21 protein-coding genes, 1 tRNA gene and 1 pseudogene are annotated in these 20,133 nt (G+C 60.0%); 15 read left to right on the top strand and 8 right to left on the bottom strand.

All coding sequences use genetic code 11. The features are described 5' to 3' along the window. Positions 1–73: 73 nt before the first annotated feature. On the bottom strand, positions 74–547 hold the full coding sequence (locus V7773_RS10535; protein WP_336073309.1) for a peroxiredoxin: 474 nt from the start codon (positions 545–547) through the stop codon (positions 74–76). Between the two features lie 10 nt (positions 548–557). Next, positions 558–1,118, bottom strand: a complete 561-nt coding sequence (locus V7773_RS10530; protein WP_003184325.1) for a glycine cleavage system protein R — start codon at positions 1,116–1,118, stop codon at positions 558–560. A gap of 315 nt (positions 1,119–1,433) precedes the next feature. Between V7773_RS10530 and dapA the strand changes: the two genes are divergently transcribed. The 5 genes from dapA to V7773_RS10505 all read left to right on the top strand — a co-directional run bounded on the left by dapA (position 1,434) and on the right by V7773_RS10505 (position 5,122). Then, positions 1,434–2,312 (top strand): 4-hydroxy-tetrahydrodipicolinate synthase, encoded by an 879-nt coding sequence (dapA, locus tag V7773_RS10525; RefSeq protein ID WP_063322526.1) that lies wholly within the window; start codon positions 1,434–1,436, stop codon positions 2,310–2,312. A 17-nt stretch (positions 2,313–2,329) separates the two neighbouring features. Beyond that, positions 2,330–3,445 (top strand): outer membrane protein assembly factor BamC, encoded by a 1,116-nt coding sequence (gene bamC / locus V7773_RS10520; protein WP_092148600.1) that lies wholly within the window; start codon positions 2,330–2,332, stop codon positions 3,443–3,445. Positions 3,446–3,449: 4 nt separating this feature from the next. Next, positions 3,450–4,208, top strand: coding sequence for an MBL fold metallo-hydrolase (locus V7773_RS10515; protein ID WP_072341286.1), 759 nt, complete (start codon positions 3,450–3,452; stop codon positions 4,206–4,208). 27 nt (positions 4,209–4,235) lie between these two features. Next, positions 4,236–4,949, top strand: a complete 714-nt coding sequence (gene purC / locus V7773_RS10510) for a phosphoribosylaminoimidazolesuccinocarboxamide synthase (protein WP_025212375.1) — start codon at positions 4,236–4,238, stop codon at positions 4,947–4,949. Between the two features lie 83 nt (positions 4,950–5,032). Continuing rightward, positions 5,033–5,122 (top strand) — tRNA-Ser (locus V7773_RS10505). Positions 5,123–5,362: 240 nt separating this feature from the next. Here V7773_RS10505 and V7773_RS10500 read toward each other — a convergent pair. Continuing rightward, positions 5,363–5,884, bottom strand: a complete 522-nt coding sequence (locus tag V7773_RS10500) for a hypothetical protein (RefSeq protein WP_336073308.1) — start codon at positions 5,882–5,884, stop codon at positions 5,363–5,365. After that, a complete protein-coding gene (locus V7773_RS10495; RefSeq protein WP_092148591.1) occupies positions 5,842–6,135 on the bottom strand; it encodes a type II toxin-antitoxin system TacA family antitoxin in 294 nt (97 codons plus the stop codon). The genes V7773_RS10500 and V7773_RS10495 overlap by 43 nt, the downstream gene beginning before the upstream one ends. 791 nt (positions 6,136–6,926) lie before the next feature. On the opposite strand from V7773_RS10495, the pseudogene V7773_RS30420 reads away from it, so the two are divergent. From V7773_RS30420 to V7773_RS10485, 3 genes and pseudogenes are all read left to right on the top strand, one after another. Beyond that, positions 6,927–7,703, top strand: a pseudogene (locus tag V7773_RS30420) (MCP four helix bundle domain-containing protein); the annotation flags it as partial. Between the two features lie 69 nt (positions 7,704–7,772). Further along, on the top strand, positions 7,773–8,561 hold the full coding sequence (locus V7773_RS30415; protein WP_371856975.1) for a methyl-accepting chemotaxis protein: 789 nt from the start codon (positions 7,773–7,775) through the stop codon (positions 8,559–8,561). 13 nt (positions 8,562–8,574) lie between these two features. Then, entirely contained in the window at positions 8,575–9,321 is a 747-nt protein-coding gene (locus tag V7773_RS10485; protein ID WP_336073305.1) for a phytanoyl-CoA dioxygenase family protein, read from the top strand. An 11-nt stretch (positions 9,322–9,332) separates the two neighbouring features. Here V7773_RS10485 and V7773_RS10480 read toward each other — a convergent pair whose 3' ends face one another. From V7773_RS10480 to V7773_RS10470, 3 genes are all read right to left on the bottom strand, one after another. After that, entirely contained in the window at positions 9,333–9,701 is a 369-nt protein-coding gene (locus V7773_RS10480) for a cupin domain-containing protein (protein WP_072341306.1), read from the bottom strand. Positions 9,702–9,804: 103 nt separating this feature from the next. Then, positions 9,805–10,611, bottom strand: coding sequence for an AraC family transcriptional regulator (locus tag V7773_RS10475; RefSeq protein WP_092413467.1), 807 nt, complete (start codon positions 10,609–10,611; stop codon positions 9,805–9,807). Between the two features lie 205 nt (positions 10,612–10,816). Beyond that, a complete protein-coding gene (locus tag V7773_RS10470) occupies positions 10,817–11,008 on the bottom strand; it encodes a YegP family protein (RefSeq protein ID WP_063322516.1) in 192 nt (63 codons plus the stop codon). Positions 11,009–11,309: 301 nt separating this feature from the next. On the opposite strand from V7773_RS10470, the gene V7773_RS10465 reads away from it, so the two are divergent. The 6 genes from V7773_RS10465 to V7773_RS10440 all read left to right on the top strand — a co-directional run bounded on the left by V7773_RS10465 (position 11,310) and on the right by V7773_RS10440 (position 17,076). Next, positions 11,310–12,278 (top strand): glycosyltransferase family 2 protein, encoded by a 969-nt coding sequence (locus V7773_RS10465; RefSeq protein ID WP_336073304.1) that lies wholly within the window; start codon positions 11,310–11,312, stop codon positions 12,276–12,278. Positions 12,279–12,280: 2 nt separating this feature from the next. Beyond that, on the top strand, positions 12,281–12,991 hold the full coding sequence (locus tag V7773_RS10460) for a class I SAM-dependent methyltransferase (RefSeq protein ID WP_336073303.1): 711 nt from the start codon (positions 12,281–12,283) through the stop codon (positions 12,989–12,991). A 44-nt stretch (positions 12,992–13,035) separates the two neighbouring features. Further along, the gene (locus V7773_RS10455) at positions 13,036–13,371 is read left to right on the top strand and encodes a GtrA family protein (RefSeq protein WP_063325150.1); all 336 of its coding nucleotides are present in this window, start codon (positions 13,036–13,038) and stop codon (positions 13,369–13,371) included. After that, on the top strand, positions 13,368–15,455 hold the full coding sequence (locus V7773_RS10450; RefSeq protein ID WP_336073302.1) for a DUF6311 domain-containing protein: 2,088 nt from the start codon (positions 13,368–13,370) through the stop codon (positions 15,453–15,455). The genes V7773_RS10455 and V7773_RS10450 overlap by 4 nt, the downstream gene beginning before the upstream one ends. A gap of 228 nt (positions 15,456–15,683) precedes the next feature. After that, positions 15,684–16,607, top strand: a complete 924-nt coding sequence (locus V7773_RS10445; RefSeq protein ID WP_063322512.1) for a LysR family transcriptional regulator — start codon at positions 15,684–15,686, stop codon at positions 16,605–16,607. Between the two features lie 103 nt (positions 16,608–16,710). Then, the gene (locus V7773_RS10440) at positions 16,711–17,076 is read left to right on the top strand and encodes a 5-carboxymethyl-2-hydroxymuconate Delta-isomerase (RefSeq protein ID WP_063322511.1); all 366 of its coding nucleotides are present in this window, start codon (positions 16,711–16,713) and stop codon (positions 17,074–17,076) included. Positions 17,077–17,079: 3 nt separating this feature from the next. On the opposite strand, the gene V7773_RS10435 is transcribed toward V7773_RS10440, so the two are convergent. Further along, on the bottom strand, positions 17,080–18,012 hold the full coding sequence (locus V7773_RS10435) for a LysR family transcriptional regulator (RefSeq protein WP_063322510.1): 933 nt from the start codon (positions 18,010–18,012) through the stop codon (positions 17,080–17,082). 536 nt (positions 18,013–18,548) lie between these two features. On the opposite strand from V7773_RS10435, the gene V7773_RS10430 reads away from it, so the two are divergent. Next, on the top strand, positions 18,549–19,916 hold the full coding sequence (locus V7773_RS10430; protein ID WP_170862030.1) for a glutamine synthetase family protein: 1,368 nt from the start codon (positions 18,549–18,551) through the stop codon (positions 19,914–19,916). Positions 19,917–20,133: the final 217 nt, after the last annotated feature.

Below are 20,133 nucleotides of genomic sequence, written 5' to 3'. Positions count from 1 at the left end.
GGATTGGTGGTGTTAATCAATCCGTGTGGGAGCGAGCTTGCTCGCGATAGCGCCAGTAAAGGCAACGAAAGTTTCAGCCCTTGTTAAGCGCCTGGGCCGCCGCCAACACCGCATCCACATGCCCCGGCACCTTCACGCCACGCCATTCCTGGCGCAGCACGCCGTTCTTGTCGATCAGGAAAGTGCTGCGGTCAACGCCCAGGTATTCCTTGCCGTAGAGCTTCTTCAGCTTGATCACGTCGAACAGCTGGCAGACGGCCTCGTCCTTGTCGCTGATCAGCTCGAACGGGAACTCCTGCTTGCACTTGAAATTCTCGTGGGACTTGAGGCTGTCCCGGGAGACGCCGAACACTTCGGTGTTGGCGGTCTGGAACTGCGCATACTGGTCCCGAAAACCCTGGCCTTCGGTGGTGCAGCCCGGGGTGCTGTCCTTGGGGTAGAAGTAGATCACCACCTGTTTGCCCTTGAGGGCGGCGAGGCTGATGGTCTGTCCGCTGGTGGCGGGTGCCTGGAAATCGGTAACCGGCTGGTCGACTGCAACGGCCATGAACGCTTCCTTACATTGGGTTTTGTGGGCGCCACGGTTCGATCAGGGCATCGAGGTTCATCGCATCGGCGAAATCCAGGAACTGATCGCGCAGCCAACTGATCTGGGTGCCGGCCGGCAGGGTCACGGTGAACGTGGCATTGAGCATGGTGCCGCCGGTCTGCGGGGCCTGGTAGGTGTCGCAGGTCAGGTTTTCCAGCTCGACGTGATGGTCCATGAAGAACTGGCACAGCTCGTTGATGATGTCCGGACGGTAGGCCGAGCTCACATAGGCCACGTAGGGCAGGGCCTGGGGACGGTTCTCCAGCGCGGCGCTACGCACCACGTTGACGGTGAAGGCATGCTTCTTGGCCAGCACCGGCAGGCTGCCTTCCAGGCGAGCCAGGGCGTCCCAGCTGCCGGAGATCTCGAGCACGAGCGCACTGCATTCGCCGTGACGGGTCAGGCGTGAGGTCACGACGGCGCAGCGATTTTCATGGCTGGCGCGGCACAGGACGTTAGTCAGCTCCATGGGGTTGGCGCCAAGGGCACTGATAACAAGGAATTGTTCGCGGACTGTGGGGGTGGACATGCAGCATTCCTAAAGCGATGAGCGGTCGGTACTTTTGCCGCTCGATACAGCGCCAGGCCCGGAAAAACGAACGGCTCAAGCCTTGTGCCCGGGGTTGCGCTGCATTCCACGACAGCTGGAACGCACCGGGACAAACCCGGGATCGGGGCTTGCGGCGACGAAAACGGAGGCTGGAAACCGGCATATGAGCTTGTCGGTACCGATCAAAGCCTGAAGGGTAGCGAAAACCATCGCCAAGGGGAATGGTAGTTCGCTTGTACAAGCATCTTGGCGCCAGTACCATTACCGCTCTCTTTTTCCGGCAGGAGCGGTTTCATGATTGCGGGCAGTATGGTGGCACTGGTCACACCCATGGATGCACAAGGGCATCTTGACTGGGCCAGCCTCAGCAAACTCGTGGACTTCCACCTTGAGAACGGCACCCATGCCATTGTCGCTGTCGGTACCACCGGCGAGTCGGCAACCCTCGACGTCAATGAGCACATCGAAGTCATCCGTGCCGTGGTCAAGCAGGTCAACGGTCGCATCCCCGTCATCGCCGGCACCGGCGCCAACTCGACCCGCGAGGCCGTCGAGCTGACCCGCAACGCCAAGGAAGCCGGTGCCGACGCTTGCCTGCTGGTCGTTCCGTACTACAACAAGCCGACCCAGGAAGGCTTGTACCAGCACTTCAAGCACATTGCCGAAGCCGTCGACATCCCGCAGATCCTCTATAACGTTCCCGGCCGCACCTCCTGCGACATGCAGGCCGAGACCGTGATCCGCCTGTCCACCGTGCCGAACATCATCGGCATCAAGGAAGCCACCGGCGACATGAAGCGCGCCAAGGCCATCCTCGATGGCGTGAGCAAGGACTTCATCGTGCTGTCCGGTGATGATCCGACAGCGGTCGAGCTGATCCTGCTGGGCGGCAAGGGCAACATCTCCGTCACCGCCAACGTTGCTCCGCGCGAAATGGCCGACCTGTGCGAGGCCGCGCTCAAGGGCGACGCCGAGACTGCGCGGGCAATCAACGCAAAACTGATGCCGTTGCACAAGGACCTGTTCATCGAGGCCAACCCGATTCCGGTGAAGTGGGCCTTGGTTGAAATGGGCCTGATGCACGAAGGCATCCGCCTGCCACTGACCTGGCTGAGCACCCCCTGTCACGAACCGCTGCGGCAGGCCATGCGCCAGTCCGGCGTCCTGGTTTAATTGAGGAAGTACAACGCATGAAGCGAATGGCCGGACTTTCCGCACTTGCCTTGATTATCTCCAGCACCAGCGGCTGCGGATGGATCTGGGGACCGGAAGGTTACTTCCGCGACCGTGGTAGCGATTACCTGCAGGCGCAACAGACTGCACCGATGCAACTGCCGCAAGACGTCAGCGTTGCCAAGCGCCTCGATCCGCTGCTGCCGATCCCGCGCAACGTCGCCGACGACAGCGTCAAGGGCGAATACATCGTCCCACGTCCACAGCCGCTGTCGGCCGTGGCCGATGCCAGCGACTACACCCTGCAGAAGAGCGGCGACTCCAGCTGGGTCATGGGCCAGCATCCACCGGCCGAAGTCTGGCCGGTGGCGATCCAGTTCTTCCAGGACAACGGTTTCCGCCTGGACGAACAGCGTCCGCAAACCGGCGAGTTCACCACCACCTGGCAGCGCTCCGATGAACTGTCTGCTGCCATGGCCAAGCGCATGAGCGCCGCCGGTGTCGCGGCCGACAGCGAAACCCGCGTGCGGGTGCGCATCGAGCCGGGCGTGCAGCGCAACACCAGTGAGGTCTATGTGGTCAGCGCCGAGCGACCTGCCGGCAGCACCGCCGACGTGGCCTTCACCAACCGCTCGGTCAATACCGGCCTCGACGCTGCGCTGGTGGACGACATGCTCGCCAGCATGAGTCGTAACGCGGAGCAGGGCGGTTCGGTCTCGATGCTGGCGTCCAAGGAGTTCGATGCGCCGAGTCGCGTCAGCCTGAGCGAAGACGGCAGCGGCAACCCGGTGCTCAACGTCGGCTCCGACCTGGACCGTGCCTGGTCGAGCGTTGGTCGCGCGCTGGAGCAGGGCGAGTGGCGCGTTGAAGACATCAACCGCAGCCTGGGCCTGTACTACATCAACCTCGCTGAAAAGGCCGAGAAGAAAGACGAGAAGCCTGGCTTCTTCAGTGGCCTGTTCGGCAGCAAGCCGGACAAGGAAGAAATCGAGGCGCGCGCCGAGCGTTATCAGGTTCGTCTGAGCAAGGTCGGCGACAACGTCCAGGTCACTGTCGAGAAGAACATCAATACCGTGGCGCCGGCTGATGTGGCCCGCAAGGTGTTGGGCGTGATTCAGGACAACCTGGGCTGATCCGATGCGTTTTTCCGTTCTCGGCAGCGGTAGCCAAGGGAACGGCACGCTGGTAGCCAGCGCCGACACGTATGTGTTGGTCGATTGTGGTTTCTCCTTGCGGGAAACCGAGAAGCGCCTGTTGCGCCTGGGTGTGCACCCGGCGCAACTGAGCGCGATACTCGTGACCCACGAACATGCCGACCACGTGCATGGCGTGGGTTTGCTGTCTCGGCGCTACAATCTGCCGGTGTACCTGAGCCGTGGAACACTGGCAGGCCTGCGCAAGCCCATCGAGCCGGCCGGTTTCGTGGCCGGTGGCGAGCAACTGCGCATCGGTTGCCTGGATATCAGCGTGGTCAGCGTGGCGCACGATGCCCGGGAGCCGACGCAATATGTGTTCAGCGACGGCGAGCGGCGCTTTGGGCTGTTGACCGACCTGGGGTCGTATTGCGACAGGGTGATGGACAGTTATCGGGACCTCGATGCGTTGATGATCGAGTCCAACCACTGCCGCGACATGTTGGCGCGTGGTTACTACCCGTACTTCCTCAAGCAGCGGGTAGGCGGGGAACACGGGCATTTGAACAACCACCAGGCAGCGTTCCTGGTGGCCGAGTTGGGCTGGCAAGGCCTGCAACACCTGGTCCTGGCCCATCTGAGCAGCAAGAACAACCTGCCGCAGCTGGCCCGGCAATGTTTTGTCGACACCCTCGGGTGCGACCCGGACTGGCTGCAACTGGCCGATCAAGATTCAGGGCTCGACTGGCGACATATCGCCTAGCCCACTACTTAGCAAGCGGAGCCCATCATGGAAAAACGTGAAGAACTCTACCGCGGCAAAGCCAAATCGGTTTACAAGACCGACGACGCTGACCGCTTGATCCTGCTGTTTCGCAACGACACCTCGGCGTTCGACGGCAAGCGCATCGAACAGCTGGACCGCAAGGGCATGGTGAACAACAAGTTCAATGCCTTCATCATGCAGAAACTCGAAGCCGCCGGCGTGCCGACCCAGTTCGACAAGCTGCTGGGCGACAACGAATGCCTGGTCAAGAAGCTGGACATGATCCCGGTCGAATGCGTCGTGCGTAACTACGCCGCCGGCAGCCTGGTCAAGCGCCTGGGCGTGGAAGAGGGCATGAAGCTCAACCCCTACACCTTCGAGTTGTTCCTGAAGGACGACGCCAAGGGCGACCCGTTCATCAACGAATCCCACGTCGTGGCATTCGGTTGGGGCACCGCCGAGCAACTGGCCCGCATGAAGGAATTGTCCCTCAAGGTCAACGAAGTGCTGACCAAGCTGTTCGACGACGCCGGCCTGCTGCTGGTGGACTTCAAGCTTGAGTTCGGCGTGTTCAGCGACGGCTCCATCGTCCTGGGCGACGAGTTCAGCCCGGACGGCTGCCGCCTCTGGGACAAGGACACCAAGAAGAAGATGGACAAGGACCGCTTCCGCCAGGGCCTCGGTGACGTCATCGAAGCCTACGAAGAAGTCGCCCAGCGTCTGGGTGTGCCGCTGTAATCGACGCAAGCATCTGATAGCACGGAAAAAATTTCGCTCGGGGGTTCGCTTCCGGCGAATGTGCTGGTATGATGCGCGCCACTGGAGAGATGCCGGAGTGGCCGAACGGGACGGATTCGAAATCCGTTGTACTGGCGACAGTACCTAGGGTTCAAATCCCTATCTCTCCGCCATTATTGAATACGACTAAGCCCCTGAAATGGTTGAACATTTCAGGGGCTTTTTCGTTCCTGGCGTTTGGTCCGGGGCATGACTGGAACCCATCGGGAAAACGGGGACAGGCCCTGTTTCGCTTGGACAGCATGAGCAGTTCGCAAAAGCGCCGATCCCCGGCACTCTGATGCGGTGCGGATGAACATGCTAAGCCGTCGATATACTGTGGACCTTGGGGTGGGGCGTGGTCCGTCAAAAAGCTATCGGAGTGGCAACATCAGCGTAATAGGTGAAAGCCCTGGGCACGGTATAAATCCTGCGTGCTTGGCATAAAAGTCCGACAGACGCTGGTCAAGCGGGTGGACAATCATTGCAGTAGAACCGATGGTTTCAGACGCGATAATTGCTCGTTCAACCGCATCTTGAAGCAAGCCGATAGCGAAGCCCCGGCCTTGTGCTGCCTCAGTGACGCCCATGCGTCCCAACAAGGTCAATGGGTGCACACTTGGGGAATTGCGCTGACGGCTTTTCGGAACGACATTCTCCCGAGCAATCGATCCACTCGACAGTGTGTAATAGCCCATGACGACCAACGTGTTCTTGCGACAGACAACGTACACAACGGCTTGCTTGGCGGCTTGGGCTTTACGCGCCGTTTTTTGAAGATAATCGTTGATCGACGCTACGCCTGAATCGAATTCGTCCAGGATGTGGTCGTCGTTCAGCTTTTCTGGAGCCCTCAGCTCCACGGTTTGGGCCTTTCGAGAAGTTGAAGCAGACATTTGTTACCTTGAATCGGATTGGCTTCCAAGGCCTGTTCAAATGCGTCAAATGCAACGTCATCGAGAAGGAACAGCCGCTTATCAAGGATGACTTCCTCTGCTTTCTGACAAGCAGCTTCCAAGATAAAGCTGGTTCGATCACGACCAGACAGGGCAGCTGCCAAATCGATCAGGTTCCGTTTTTTTTCATCCGCCCTCATGTTGATGGGGACGGGCTTGGATCTTTCGATTTTTTCAATATTTACGGTCATGTTGATTCCCGCCTTGGAGGTGCCTCGGTGCTTCGCTTAATGTGATCAGTCGTTGGAAAGATCTATCGATTTAGATTCGATGCCGTTGAGTCGGCTTCATGGTTAACACTATATCATCGTGTAGCTATTGTCTATACGCGTGTATCGTTTGGCTATACGGACTGCGCCGCTGGCAACCCCGTCAAACCCACTCCGCGACCCGCGTAGCAACGGCGTTCCGGGCACTGAAAGCCTTCGCAAGGGTGGTCGCATCCAGTCCGAGACCCCCCACCATTTTCAACCGCTCGATGCGGCTCAGCCATCTGATCCCATCCGTTCGGGTGAGCGACGAAAGTGGTACAGCCCATAGCGATCTGGGTGCCGGCTTTGTTTGCCAATAGAGTATTGGCAGCCCAGGCATTCGCGGGCCGAGACCATTGGATCGAGTGAGACGCGGGAGGTATTGCGTCCGCCAAGCGCTAGACTCTGTACGAAATCCCGAGGAAACCCGATCGTCGCCAAACCCAAGCCGCTCTTACGAACGACACTTGGACTATAGAGCCCTTCTGGAAAAATCATCAATCAGATGATGAGTCAGAAAACTCCCTAAATTATGTAGGCGGGAAGTGTCAGAAAACTCCCGCAGCTATTGCCTCCCCCCGCCTTTTTTTATCCCGCCAACCCCCCTCAGCGACCTGCATAACCCCGGTGTCTGCCAGACCCAAAGCTTTGTAACAATTGGACTAATGGTCTATAGCTCAAGGCATGGCTGCCGATAGGTAGGTTAATCCCCATGAAAGGAGTGACACCCCATGCTGCGGTTTTTTGCCGATCTGGGCTTTCGCTGGAAAATCACCCTTCCGATCGCATTCCTGGCTGTGTTGCTGGTGCTGATGGGGTGGGCGGGCATGCGCGGTATCGGTCAGGTGACTGAATCCAGTACGCAATTGACCAAGCGTTATCTGCCGGCGATCAGCCTGCTGCTCAACGCCGACCGTGATCTTTATCAGGCTTTCGTCGCCGAGCGCAGCCTGCTGGATGGTCATGCAAACGAGCATTTGAAAGCGCTGAGCACCAGTCATGGCGAGAATGCGAAGCAGGCTTATGACCGCGTGCAGAAATATGCCGCGATGCAGCCCGGTGCCGAGGCGCAGGCGTTGGTCAGTCAGTTCAATGACAGCTTCGGGAAATGGATGCAGGTGTCGCGGCGGGTCCTCGAACTGTCTGTAGGCGATCCGCAGGGCGCCAGTGCCCTGAGTTTTGGTGACAGTGAGCGCCTGTTCGAAACCATGCGCGACTCTATCGACAAGCTGGGTGAGCTAGAGGATGCGGCGTCGCATCGCGAAGGCGACGCAGCGATTGAAAACGGTGAGACGGTCGGCGTGCATCAAGGCGTGATTCTGCTGGTCGGCTTGCTTGGTTGCATCCTGGTGCTTGTCGTTCTGCCACTTGTGGTGCTGAGCCCTATGCGTCGACTGCTGCACCGCGTCGAGCAGATTGCCGAGGGCGGCGGCGATCTGAAAGGGCGTCTGGAGGTACGCTCGGCCGATGAGTTGGGCCAGCTCGGCAGCGCCTTCAACCGCTTTCTCGACAAGTTGCAGCCGTTGATCGCCGAGGTTGGACGGGTGACAGGTGAAGTAGATTCCGCCGCCCGCGCCATGGCCGATATGGCCGCGACGAATGACCGGTTGATCAGCAGCGAACATGCGGCGCTCGATCAGGTCAGCACCGCTGCGACCCAGATGAGCGCAGCGGTGCATGAAGTCGCGCATAACGCGGCGAACGCCTCGGGCGCCGCGCAACAGGCGAGCAGCCAGTCTCGTGACGGTGCCGAGGTGGTCAGCAGTACCATCGAATCGATCCGTCAGTTGGCCCAGGAAGTGGAGAGCGCTTCGGGCACGATCGAGGCATTGGCCCAGGAAACCTCCAGTATTGGCGCCGTGCTCGAGGTGATCCGTGGCATTGCCGAACAGACCAACCTGTTGGCGCTGAACGCTGCCATCGAAGCCGCGCGGGCCGGTGAGCAGGGCCGTGGCTTTGCCGTGGTGGCCGATGAAGTGAGGGCGCTTGCGGCGCGCACACAGGATTCGACCAAGGACATTCAGGTTCGCATCGAGCGGTTGCAGAGCGGTGTCGCCAAGGCTGTACAAGCCATGCACGTGGGCAGCACCAAGGCCCGTGACAGTGTCGAACGTGCCGCGGGTGTCGATCAGGTGCTTAGCGGTACCGGCGGTTCGATCCAGCAGATCAATGACATGGCCGCGCAAATCGCCAGCGCTTGCGAGGAGCAAAGCAGCGTCACCGAAGAGATCGCCCGCAACATCTCCGATATCCGCGACTTGTCCAACGAAGCGGCAGCGAACTCTGCCCAGAGCATGCAGGCCAGCCAACAGCTTTCCAGCCTGTCGAGAAACCTGGCAGAACTGACCGGCCGCTTCCGCACCTGAAGCAGGGAGTGTCGTGTCCACTGACGATCAGCTCCGCGCGCTGCATCAGGACGGTTTTGTCCTGATGCCCGGCGTGCTGGATGCCCGACAGATCGCCGACCTGCGCCATGCCATCGACCAGTTGAAGCCCGAGCATTGGGACTACAGCGGTGTCATCGATCATTACAAATGTGTGTTCAATCGCGATCCGTTCTGGCTGCCGTTCCTGGATGTGGCCGGGGTGATCGAGCTGGCCGAGGCAGCCCTGGGCGATGATTGCCATGTCATCGGCCAAACGGCCTGGCGCTGCCATCCCGGTTTTACCGGGGCACCGTTGCACCTGGATTATCTGGCGATGCAATTGCCGCCAGGGCTGTTGGCTGACCCTGCCTTTGAACTGCCGATGCAGGTCTTTACCGCGCAGTTTTATCTGGATGACATCGACGCCGACTTGAGCCCGACCCAGGTCATTCCGGGCAGCCACAAAGCCGGCCGGGCCCCCGTGAAGGGCGAAACGCGGTGGCAGGGGCGCCCCGCGCAGCCCGTGCTGTGCCGGGCGGGCGGTGTGCTGATACTGCGCAGTGAGTTATGGCACGCCGGTAGCGATAACCGGACCGCCGACCGCACGCGTTACATGCTTCAGGTGCACTATGGTCGGCGGATGGTCGCGCAGAAGTTCTCACCTTATCTGCATTGGCAGTTCAATCCTGTGGTCTTGGTCGCCGCGACACCTCGTCAGCGGCGGTTGTTGGGCGATCACCAGGAAGCTGAATACGATTGAGCCTGGCTCAGTCAGATCCACACATCATTGACTGCCGTTCGCTCATTGGTTTGTTCGCCGGTATTGAGGACACCACGTGGTTCGATCAGCAGCAGTTTCACTTCGTGTGCGGCGCTGGGCTTGTGCTCGACACCTTTTTTGACCACGTACATTTCGCCCGGCCCTATGGTCACCGCACCGTCGCGAAAGTCGATATGCAACTGGCCCTCCAGCACGATGAAGGTTTCATCGGTGTCGGCGTGGGTGTGCCAGATGAATTCGCCTTCGAGCCGGGCGATCTTGAATTGGTAGTCATTCATTTCGGCCACGACTTTCGGTGCCCATTGTTCGTGGAACAGTGCGTATTTCTGAGCGAAGTTGATGGGGGCGTAGTGGGTCATCGAGGCATGCTCCTCAGGTGGGTGGTGAGCTGTACCTTACTGTCGGGGCCTGGGTGTCGTATTGGATGATCGTGCAGCTTTTTGTCGTGCCCAGCCTGTGCCTTCAGCGCAGCATTTTCAGCCAGCGTGCCGGTGAAATTCCGAAGGCCTGGGTGTGCAGTCGGGTCATGTGGCTCTGATCGAAAAAACCACAGGCCAGGGCTACCTCGCTCAGCGGCATGCCATGGAATACCAGGCGCCGGGCTTCGTTCAAGCGGCGCTGGGTGATGTAGCGATAGGGGCTGGTGCCATACAGTGCCCGGAAATCCCGGGACAGGCTCCATCGATCCCGGCCGCTGGCCTGCACCAGGTCGTCCAGTGTGATCGTCTGGTGGAGGGCATCATGGATGAACAGGCGGGCACGCTCCGCCGCCGGGTAGTCGATCAGCCGCCGCCCAGGTCGGCTGCCGGCCGCGATGTCGAGTGCCTGGGCCACATCGTAGATGGCGTCCTCTTCCTCCAGCGGATCGAGGGGATGATCCAGGCCGTTCAATAGTCGACGGGTCGCGATGTTGAGGCGAGGGTCGTTGGACAATCCTCCTTCGATGAAGGGCAATGGCTTGCCCCCCAGCACTTGCTGGATCACCGACGGTTCTATGTAGAACATCCGGTAGCGAAAACCCTCGTTCGTCCCGGCTTCGCCATCGTGCACCTCGTCCGGATGCAGGACGATGGTGCCGCCAGGCTGGCTGTGGCGCTTGCTGTGGCGATAGTTGAAGCTCTGCACGCCGGAAAGTGTGATTCCGATGGCGTAGGTGTCGTGGCGATGGGTGGTGTAGCCATGCCCGCTGAAATAGGCCTCGATGCGTTCCATTTTCCTCGATTCGGGCGCCCGCACCAGCCAGTCGCGATTATGGTTTGATCGAGTCATTGCACCAGCCTCCTTTTGTCCGCATACCCTACCTGCCTGAAAACCTTCGTTACAGCAAAAAAAGCTCAGGCTGCAAACAGCTCACTTGAGGCGATTGAACCCGTGGCGAGGGAGCTTGCTCCCGCTCGGTTGCGCAGCCACCGCAAAATCATAGGGCCGCTTCGCAGCCCAGCGGGAGCCAGCTCCCTCGCCACAATGATTCGGTTCAGATCTCCTTCACAGGCGTTTCGCCCTGGACATTCTTGATCAGCCTGATGACGTGAAGGCAGTCACTCTTGTTCACATAGGATTCGCCGCTGGCGATCGTTTCGTGGTTGCCGGCTCTCAAGCGCCAGCGCCATTGGCCTTTTCCAGTGCTCGGGGTGCCTCGGGTCTGTCGATAGATTTCAAAATACATCGGTTCGCTCCCTGCGATTCATTCAGTCAAGACATGCGTTGGACATGTGGCTGCCAGCCTAGCCAAGTGGCGGGTTTTGGCTACGGGAAATTCGTTTCCATTGGTTATTAAATATTGCTGGGCATGAGCCTGGAAAGAGGGTTCGACTTTCTGTAGGAAAAAAGTCATGTTGCGAACACACGGTCCGATGAAGTTCCGGTTTGATCCTTGCGTTGCCCTGCTCGGTCCTGCTTAATACGTTTCGACGCCTAGGGCCGCAAGCCGATGGGACTGAAAACACTATAAGAAAAAGAGCTATCAAGTGACTGAATATCCAGGAACGGATCTGCAAGGTCGTCTAGCGCTTTCGCTTGTCATTCCGGTCTACAACGAAGTCCAGTCCATCGATGTGTTCATGGCCAGGATCGACCAGGTCTTTGCCCATGAGTCGCTGGTGAGCCTGGAGCTGGTATTCGTCAACGACGGCAGCGTGGACGACACATTGGTGCTGCTGCTGGAACGGCAGAAGACCGATCCGCGCATCCGAGTCGTCGACCTGAGTCGCAACTTCGGCAAGGAGGCGGCGTTGAGTGCCGGCCTGCAAGCCGCTCGTGGCCAGGCGGTGGTGCCGATCGATGTCGATTTGCAAGACCCTCCCGAAGTCATCCTGGAAATGATTGCCCACTGGCGCAACGGTGCCGAAGTGGTGCTGGGCCATCGGATCAACCGCGACTCCGACTCCTGGGTCAAGCAGGTTTCCGCCAACGGGTTCTACCGGCTGCACAATAAAATCGCCGACCACAAGCTGCCGGAGAATGTCGGCGATTTTCGCTTGATGGATCGCTGCGTGGTCGATGCCCTGCAAACCCTGCCTGAATCTCGCCGCTTCATGAAAGGGCTGTTTGCCTGGGTAGGATTCCGCACCACCTACGTGGATTACGTCAGGCCTGAACGGGCCGCCGGTGAAAGCAAGTTCAATGGCTGGCGCCTGTGGAACTTTGCTCTTGAAGGCATCACCAGCTTCAGCACCGAACCGCTGCGTATCTGGACGTACCTGGGGCTTTGCGTCTCGCTGGTGTCTTTTGCGTTCGCCATCTTCATCGTACTGCGAACCCTTATTTCGGGGGTGGACCTGCCGGGCTATGCTTCGCTGATGGTGGCAGTCACGTTCCTGGGTGGGTTGCAACTGATCGGCATCGGCGTGCTGGGTGAGTACCTGGGCCGCACCTACATCGAATCCAAGCGCCGACCGATTTTCCTGGTGCGGCGCCTCTATGACGCCAAGGACTGACCATGGACCTCAAGGAAACCGATATCCTCGGTCCCGATATCGAGCAGCATTGGTACTACCGGTCGAAAGCGCGCGCCATGCTGCACATGCTCAAGGGCACCTCGGCCAGTACGCTGCTGGACGTGGGGGCCGGGTCGGGCTTTTTTTCCCATCACCTGCTGACCCATACCGCAACGGCCCAGGCCTGGTGCGTGGACATCAGTTATCCGGCCGACTCCGACGCCAGTACCGCCGGTAAACCGGTCCGCTATCGCCGTGCCATCGACACGCTGGACGCTGACCTGGTGTTGCTGATGGACGTGCTGGAGCATGTGGATGATGACGTGGGGCTGCTCAAGGCCTACGTCGACAAAGTGCCGTCGGGCAGCCGTTTCCTGATCACCGTGCCGGCGTTCCAGTTTCTCTGGAGCGGGCATGATGATTTTCTCGAGCATAAGCGCCGCTACACCCTCAAACAGCTGGAAAGTGTCGTGGCGCAGGCGGGTTTGCAGGTCCAGCAAGGTGCGTATTACTTCGGCTTGGTATTTCCCATTGCCGCCGCCCTGCGCCTGTTGCAGCGCAAGGCGTCCGGCGCCCCGGCCAAGTCGCAGCTTGCGCGTCATCATCCGCTGGTCAATGGCCTGTTGAGGTCACTGTGCAGCCTGGAGCGTCCGTTCATGGGCGCCAATCGTATGGTCGGCCTGACGGTGTTCTGCCTGGCGCAGAAGCCGTGACCTGGACGCACTCGCCGTTGCTGCGCCGTGCCTTGCGCTTTGCCATGACGGGTTTGGTTGTCACCGTAGTCCATGTGGTGGCTGCCGTGCTGTTTGTGCACCTGATCCTGGCAAACCCGCCACTGGCCAATGGTTTCGCCTTTGTCGTGGCGACCGTGGTGTCGTACCTGGTCAACACCCTATGGAGCTTTTCCAGCCGCTTGCATGGCCGTACCCTTGGCCGTTTCGTGGTGGTATCGATCGGCGGGTTCGGGCTGGCGATGCTGGTGGCCTGGGGCGCCCAGCGCGTCGGCCTGGATTACCTGGCGGGCATCGCAGCCGTGGCGCTGATTATCCCGGTGTTCACCTTCATCCTGCATAATTTCTGGACGTATCGATGACCGTTCGTGGTGAGCGTTACTGGGGCTGCTTGTTGCCCATCCTGTTGGGCGCGCTGGCATTCCTGCTGGTGATCGGCCCGCGGGTATTGGACCCCACGAACATCGCCTGGCTGGGGGAGGGCGATACGACAACCCATTACTTGGGCTGGGCGTTTTTCCGCAGTTCACCCTGGACCTTTCCGTTGGGCTTGAACCCTTCCTATGGTTTGGAGTTGGGCAACGGCATCATTTTTTCCGATTCCAATCCGTTGCTGGCGTTCCTGTTCAAGCCCTTCAGCGGCTGGCTGCCCGAGACGTTCCAGTATTTTGGCCTGTGGTTGCTGGCCTGTTTCATCCTGCAAGCCTGGTTCGCCTGGAAACTGCTCGGCCTGCTGACGCCGTCACTGTGGATCAGGCTGTTGGGCGCCGGGTTGTTTGTGTTTTCGCCGCCGATGTTTCTGCGCATGGGCGGGCATCTGTCGTTGTCCGGGCATTTCCTGATTCTGGCGGCCTTGTACTTGGCGCTGCGTCCTGGTTTGCAGAGGCGACGGCTGGCCTGGGGCGTGCTATTGGCTGCGACAGCGTTGGTGCATGCCTACCTGTTGGCCATGGTGGCGTTGATCTGGCTGGCCGACCTCGCCAACCAGGCCATCAAGGGTCGCTTGTCCCGACGCGATGCCTTGATCGAGCTGAGCGGTTTGTTTTTGCTGGTTGCGTTCTGTTGCTGGCAGGCCGGTTATTTCAGCGTGGGTGGCGGGACCGTATCGGGTGGTTATGGCCTGTACCGCTTGAATGTACTGTCGCTGGTCGACCCCAGTGGCTGGTCCTACATCGTGCGGGACCTGCCCGAGGGGCCCGGGGACTATGAAGGGTTCAATTACCTGGGACTGGGAGTCCTGATCCTGGCGATCTGTGCCGCTGTGGCACTGCTGCAAGGCAATACCGGTCTGGTGAGTGCCGTGCGCCACAGAGGGTTGTTGCTGTGGGCGCTGTTCGGGTTGACGCTGTTTTCGCTGACCAACACCCTCGGTATCGGCGTGCTGGATGTGCATTACTGGCTGCCCGGAAGCCTGGAGAAGCTGGCGAATGTCTTTCGCGCGTCTGGCCGGATGTTCTGGCCGGTGTTCTACGCCATCGTATTTGCCGTCATTTTCCTGGTGATACGCGGCAACAAACCACGGGCGGCGGCGTGTCTGTTGGCCATCGCCCTGCTGGTGCAAGTCCTGGATACCCGCGCTGGATGGGCAGGCCTGCGCCAGAGCCGGATGATGCCGGCCGCCTCCAGTTGGTCCACCTCCATGAATGATCCATTCTGGGCCAGTGCGGCCAGCCACTATTCGAAAGTCCGGACGCTGCTGCCGCAGAACCAGCCGGACAACTGGCTGCTGACCAGCCAATACGCCCTGAAGCATGGATTGGAAACCGATGGCGTGTACCTGGGGCGCATGGGCACCCGGGAGATCGAACAAGCCCAGCGACGCGCCGCGCAGATGCTTGCCAGCGGCGAGTATGCAGCGGATTCGCTGTACATCCTCGACCCTGGCGCCGCGCTCCAGGCGGCGAAGACCGTCAATCGCCAGACCGACCTGTTGACCCGTATCGATGGCCTCGTGGTGCTGGCGCCGGGTTGGAAGTCATGTGCCCAATGCCCATCGTTTACCGATGAGACGCTGGACGTGCAGGTGAAGATCGGCGAGCGCCAGGTGTTCAGCCGAATCAACCCGATGTTGGCCAGTGGCTGGGGACGCGTCGAGGATTGGGGCACCTGGTCGGAAGGGACCGAGGCTGAGATTGTCTTGCGCATTGCGCCAGAAGCGCGCGTCCTCTCGATAGACGCGGCGGCGTTCGTGCAGCCCCCTCTGCATACGCGCCAGCGAGTGGACGTCTCGATCAACGGTGTGGCGGCGTTGTCGACGCAGTTCACGCGCCTGCAAGACAACACCCTTGAACTGCCCCTGACACCGGCTATTCGTGAAACGATGGGCACGGATGGGTCGTTGCGCGTGCATTTCCATTTACCCGATGCCATCAGCCCCAAGGCGCTGGGGCTGGGAGGTGATGAGCGAGTCATGGCGCTGGGGCTGAAATCGCTGATCGTGAGGTAGGGCTTTTTTCATTGTGGCGAGGGAGCTTGCTCCCGCTCGGTTGCGCAGCAACCGCAAAATCTTGGGGCCGCTTCGCAGCCCAGCGGGAGCAAGCTCCCTCGCCACAAAAGCAGGGTGTCGCTCCCAATTTCTTCGACGGTATTGCGCAGGCGCTTAACCTTTTTGCGCATAGACGCACAACCCCAGGCGTTTCTACACTGCAGCCAATCAAGGGATGGAGGGCAGTGGATGAACCGCAACGAATTGCGCAAGGCCGACATCAACCTGATGGTGGTTTTCGAAACGCTGATGCTTGAGCGTAACGTGACACGGGTGGCGGAAAAACTGTTCCTGGGCCAACCGACCATCAGCTCGGCCCTCAATCGTTTGCGCAAAATGTTCAACGACCCGTTGTTCATTCGCGTCGGTCATCGCATGGAGCCGACGGCCCGGGCTGAAGAAATCATCCGGCATCTGTCTCCGGCGCTCGATTCGCTGTCGGTGGCCTTGAGCCTGACCCACGATTTCGACCCCACCAGCAGCACCATGACGTTTCGCATCGGCCTGTCCGACGACGTCGAGTTCGGTCTCTTGCCGCCCCTGTTGAGCAGCCTGCGGCAAGAGGCGCCGAAAATTGTGTTCGTGGTCCAGCACGTCGATTACTGGCGCATCCCCGATTTGCTGGCATCGGGCGACATCACCGTGGGCATCAGCCAGACTCGCGGCCTGCCGGCCAACGCCAAGCGCAAATTGTTGCGACACATCCAGCCCCGCGTGTTGCGCGCCGATGCGTCGGACACGCCGCTGACCCTGGACGAGTATTGCGCGCGACCTCATGTGCTGGTGTCCCATACCGCGAACGTCGCCGGGTTTGTCGATGAATGGCTGGCCGAGATCGGACGCACACGCCAGGTCGTGCTGTCGGTGCCGCAATACAGCGCATTGCCGGCATTGCTGGCCGGCACTGACCTGATCGCCAGCTTGCCGGACTATACCGCCGCCGCCATGGCGGCTTCGGGGCAACTGTTCAACGAACCCTTTCCTTTCAAGACCCCGACCCTGGATTTGTCCATGGTCTGGCTGAGCCATGTCGACAGCGACCCGGCCGAGCGCTGGTTGCGATCGCGGTTGGAGGCCTTCATGGGCGAGCGTGAGGTCTCGGTACAACCCTGACACCGGCCCGCAGCGAAACAAAAACTGCCCCAACGTTTAAAGTCGGGGTAAGGTTGTGACGGCTGAAATCCCCTTGTCATATTTTCGAATCGGAGTCGAACACATGCCTCACCTGCACATGGAGTACACCGCCAACCTGCCCGAGCTGAAGGCCGATGTTGCATTGCTGCGCCTGAACAATGCGCTGGTGGCTTCTGGTCAATTCGCGGCCGAGCTGGACATCAAGAGCCGGGCCGTGAAGCTCGAGACGTTCCGGGTGGGCACGGGGCTGGGCGAGCGAGGTTTCGTGCATGTGAAGCTGGCCTTGCTAAGCGGTCGCTCGACGGAAATCAAGAAGCAACTGGCCGATAGCCTGCTGGCCGTGATCCAGGAACTGGGGCCATGGCCGGCCGACGTTAGCGTGCAACTGTGCGTGGAAATCCTCGACATCGATCGAGGCCCGTATGCCAAGGCCTTGATCGGTCAATGACGTTCAGGTGTCGCGGGCGGCGCAGGCCTTGATGATCTGTTCGCGCAGCCAGGCGTTGGCACTGTCCTGATCGACGGCCAGGCTCCACTGCATGTTCAGGGTGAACCCCGGCAGGCCCTGGGGCGCTTCGTGATGATTGAAGATTGCCTCGTTGGCCAGCAATTTCTGGATGCGGCGGGGCAGGGTCAGGATGAAGTCGGTGCCGGTGATCATCTTCAGTGCGGCACTGTAGCTGTTGGCGCGGGCGGCAATCTGGCGTTGTTGCGCCTGCTGCGACAGCCAGCCGTCCACCATGTTGGTCGCTGACGACCAGGGCGTCGGAAACACGTGTCGGCGCCGTACGAAAGACTGAAGGCTCAGTTGCTGTTCAAGTGGCGTCGCCCGTTTATCCACGACACAAACCAGGTCCTCCTCCAGCAACTGCCGGGATTTGAAATCGGCATGGTTGCTGTGGAAGTTCGGGCCGAAGCAGATCACCAGGTCCAGGCTGCCGTCGCGCAACTCTTCGGCGGGGATGTCGGCTTCGAGCTTGTGCACGTTCACCACCACCGGCAGATTGGCGTAATCGAAGCCTTGCAGCAGTTGCGGCAGGATCAACTGTTCGAAATATTCCGGTGCGCAAATATTGAAGGTAATGGCTTGCCGGGTCGGATCGAAGGTGGGTGTACCGGCATGGCACAGGTTGATGCTTTGCAAAATGGCGCGCACATGCTCGTACATGCCCTCGGCCTTATAGGTGGGGCGCATGCCGGTGCGGGTGTTGATGAATAGCTCGTCTTCGAAACAGGTTCGCAGTTTCTTGAGGCAATAACTGACGGTTGACTGACTGACGCACAATGCCTCGGACACGCCGGTGACACTGCTTTGCTCGTACACGGCGCTAAACACCATGAGGTCTTGCATGTCGAGCTTTCTGAGGGAGTTACTGTTCAGCATCCGTTCTGTCTCTCGCTGTGCTCCTTGCGCGGATTTTGCGCAAACCAGGCCGATGATCCTAACGGAACGATCGTGCCAAGAGAATGCCAGGCAGGCGCTTTCATGGTCGGGAACGGGACAGATAATGTAGGGAACACGACGTGTCGATCAACGACTGTTTGGTTTGCCTATGTTTAGTTGGCTGCGATCCAAGCTCCATCAAATCCAGGTTTAACCTCCCAGGGTAGCGTGGGACGCTTGTCCGATGTGTTTCCTGTGATGCGCTCATGGACGGTTGGCCCCTGGCATTCCAATACCCTGCATCTGCCACGGTCGATCCGGTCGGCCGGTTTACGCCTGCCATGGCGCCAAGCCTCAGTGCGTTGCCCTCCGAGCTGGCCTTTTGGGCGCTCTGGCATTGCCGTCACGCCCGTCCTCCAGATACTCGTATTACCTGTTGATCATTCGCAGTGTTCGCTCAATGGCGAGCACAGACTGACGGTGCCTTGTCGCCCGTCCGACATGGAAATACGAGCCTTCTCATGAGCCTTGCCAAGATTTCTTTCGCTCCCGTGCAACACGCCGAGGCGTTCCTTGCGCAGAACCCTGATATCGAACTGTTCGAGCTGTTCATCCTCGACAACAACGGCGTGCCCCGGGGCAAGTTGTTGCATCGGGACGAGTTGCTGGCGGTTTTCGAAAGTGGCCGGCCACTGCCCAGTACGATTCTCGGGCTCACCGTCAATGGCGATGATGTGGAAAATTCCGGACTGGTGTGGGACGTCGGCGACATCGATTGCCGTGCCTACCCCCTCAGCGGCAGCTTGCAACGTATGCCGTGGCGATTGATTCCCACGGCCGCCGTGCAGGTCAGCATGCATCCCCAGGAGGGCATGCCGGCGACCATCGCCGATCCGCGTTATCTGCTCAGCCAGGTGATCGAGGCTTTACAGGCCGACGGCTATTACCCGGTGATGGCGGCGGAGCTGGAGTTTTATCTGCTGGACGCGCAACGCGACAGCCAAGGCCGGCCACAGCCAGCGCGGGACGCCGACGGTGGCCGACCGCGTGCCACCCAGGTCTACGGTTTGCGCGAGCTGGAGCAGATCGAGCCGTTCCTGGCCGACCTGTACGCTGCGTGCAAGCTGCAAGGCATTGCGGCCCGGACCGCCATTTCCGAATACGCACCGGGACAAGTGGAGATCACCCTTGAACACCGCAGCGATGCCTTGCAAGCCATGGATGAAGCGGTGCGCTACAAGCGACTGGTCAAGGGCGTGGCCCACAAGCACGGCATGCAGGCCTGCTTCATGGCCAAGCCGTTCGATCACTTGGCGGGCTCCGGCATGCACATGCATGTCAGCCTGGCGGACCGCGATGGCCACAATCTGTTTGCCAGTGAAGCCGCCGACGGCACGCCGCTGTTGCGCCATGCGGTGGGTGGGATGCTCGACACCTTGCTCGATTCGCTGTTGATGTTTTGTCCGAACGCCAACTCCTACCGGCGATTCCAAAGCAACAGCTACGCACCGCTGGCGGCGACCTGGGGCGTGGACAACCGTACCGTGAGCCTGAGGGTGCCGGGCGGCCCGGCGTTGTCGAGGCACATCGAGCATCGTATCTGCGGTGCCGATGCCAACCCTTACCTGGCTGCGGCGGCGATATTGGCCGGCATTCATCGCGGCCTACGTGAACAGTGCGATCCCGGGAAACCTGTCGAAGGCAACGGCTACGCCCAGGCGGCCGAGTTGCTGCCCACCGACTGGCTCACCACCCTGCGTGCCCTTGAGGCATCGGCCTGGGCGCGGGAAGCGTTTGGCGATGAGTTTCTTGGCGTTTATCTGGCGGTCAAGCGCGCCGAATACCGCCAATTCATGGCGGAAGTCGGGGAGCAGGACTGGCGCTGGTATCTGAATCAGGCTTAAGAACAGCTTCAAGCTGCAAGCTGATTGGCAAAGAAAGACTGTTCACTTAGGGCAGCCGAAAAAACGTGGCGAGGGAGCTTGCTCCCGCTTGAGTGCGAAGCACTCAAAAAAAGGGGCTGCTACGCAGCCCAGCGGGAGCAAGATCCCTCGCCACGCATCACTTTTCTTTAGCACTGCAAGCTGGGTCGAGCTTGCCGCTTAAATAATTATTTAATAG

This window comes from Pseudomonas sp. 3JA, assembly GCF_036961705.1.
GTDB classification, from domain to species: domain Bacteria; phylum Pseudomonadota; class Gammaproteobacteria; order Pseudomonadales; family Pseudomonadaceae; genus Aquipseudomonas; species Aquipseudomonas fluorescens_Q.
This window is presented reverse-complemented; position numbering and strand designations above follow the sequence as displayed.

What these genes read in the sequence shown, in the direction of transcription:
- V7773_RS10535 (WP_336073309.1), bottom strand. Translation starts at nt 547, where the DNA reads ATGGCCGTTGCAGTCGACCAGCCGGTTACCGATTTCCAGGCACCCGCC.
- V7773_RS10530 (WP_003184325.1), bottom strand. Translation starts at nt 1,118, where the DNA reads ATGTCCACCCCCACAGTCCGCGAACAATTCCTTGTTATCAGTGCCCTT.
- dapA (WP_063322526.1), top strand. Translation starts at nt 1,434, where the DNA reads ATGATTGCGGGCAGTATGGTGGCACTGGTCACACCCATGGATGCACAA.
- bamC (WP_092148600.1), top strand. Translation starts at nt 2,330, where the DNA reads ATGAAGCGAATGGCCGGACTTTCCGCACTTGCCTTGATTATCTCCAGC.
- V7773_RS10515 (WP_072341286.1), top strand. Translation starts at nt 3,450, where the DNA reads ATGCGTTTTTCCGTTCTCGGCAGCGGTAGCCAAGGGAACGGCACGCTG.
- purC (WP_025212375.1), top strand. Translation starts at nt 4,236, where the DNA reads ATGGAAAAACGTGAAGAACTCTACCGCGGCAAAGCCAAATCGGTTTAC.
- V7773_RS10500 (WP_336073308.1), bottom strand. Translation starts at nt 5,884, where the DNA reads ATGTCTGCTTCAACTTCTCGAAAGGCCCAAACCGTGGAGCTGAGGGCT.
- V7773_RS10495 (WP_092148591.1), bottom strand. Translation starts at nt 6,135, where the DNA reads ATGACCGTAAATATTGAAAAAATCGAAAGATCCAAGCCCGTCCCCATC.
- V7773_RS30415 (WP_371856975.1), top strand. Translation starts at nt 7,773, where the DNA reads ATGGCCGATATGGCCGCGACGAATGACCGGTTGATCAGCAGCGAACAT.
- V7773_RS10480 (WP_072341306.1), bottom strand. Translation starts at nt 9,701, where the DNA reads ATGACCCACTACGCCCCCATCAACTTCGCTCAGAAATACGCACTGTTC.
- V7773_RS10475 (WP_092413467.1), bottom strand. Translation starts at nt 10,611, where the DNA reads ATGACTCGATCAAACCATAATCGCGACTGGCTGGTGCGGGCGCCCGAA.
- V7773_RS10470 (WP_063322516.1), bottom strand. Translation starts at nt 11,008, where the DNA reads ATGTATTTTGAAATCTATCGACAGACCCGAGGCACCCCGAGCACTGGA.
- V7773_RS10460 (WP_336073303.1), top strand. Translation starts at nt 12,281, where the DNA reads ATGGACCTCAAGGAAACCGATATCCTCGGTCCCGATATCGAGCAGCAT.
- V7773_RS10455 (WP_063325150.1), top strand. Translation starts at nt 13,036, where the DNA reads ATGACGGGTTTGGTTGTCACCGTAGTCCATGTGGTGGCTGCCGTGCTG.
- V7773_RS10450 (WP_336073302.1), top strand. Translation starts at nt 13,368, where the DNA reads ATGACCGTTCGTGGTGAGCGTTACTGGGGCTGCTTGTTGCCCATCCTG.
- V7773_RS10445 (WP_063322512.1), top strand. Translation starts at nt 15,684, where the DNA reads ATGAACCGCAACGAATTGCGCAAGGCCGACATCAACCTGATGGTGGTT.
- V7773_RS10440 (WP_063322511.1), top strand. Translation starts at nt 16,711, where the DNA reads ATGCCTCACCTGCACATGGAGTACACCGCCAACCTGCCCGAGCTGAAG.
- V7773_RS10435 (WP_063322510.1), bottom strand. Translation starts at nt 18,012, where the DNA reads ATGCTGAACAGTAACTCCCTCAGAAAGCTCGACATGCAAGACCTCATG.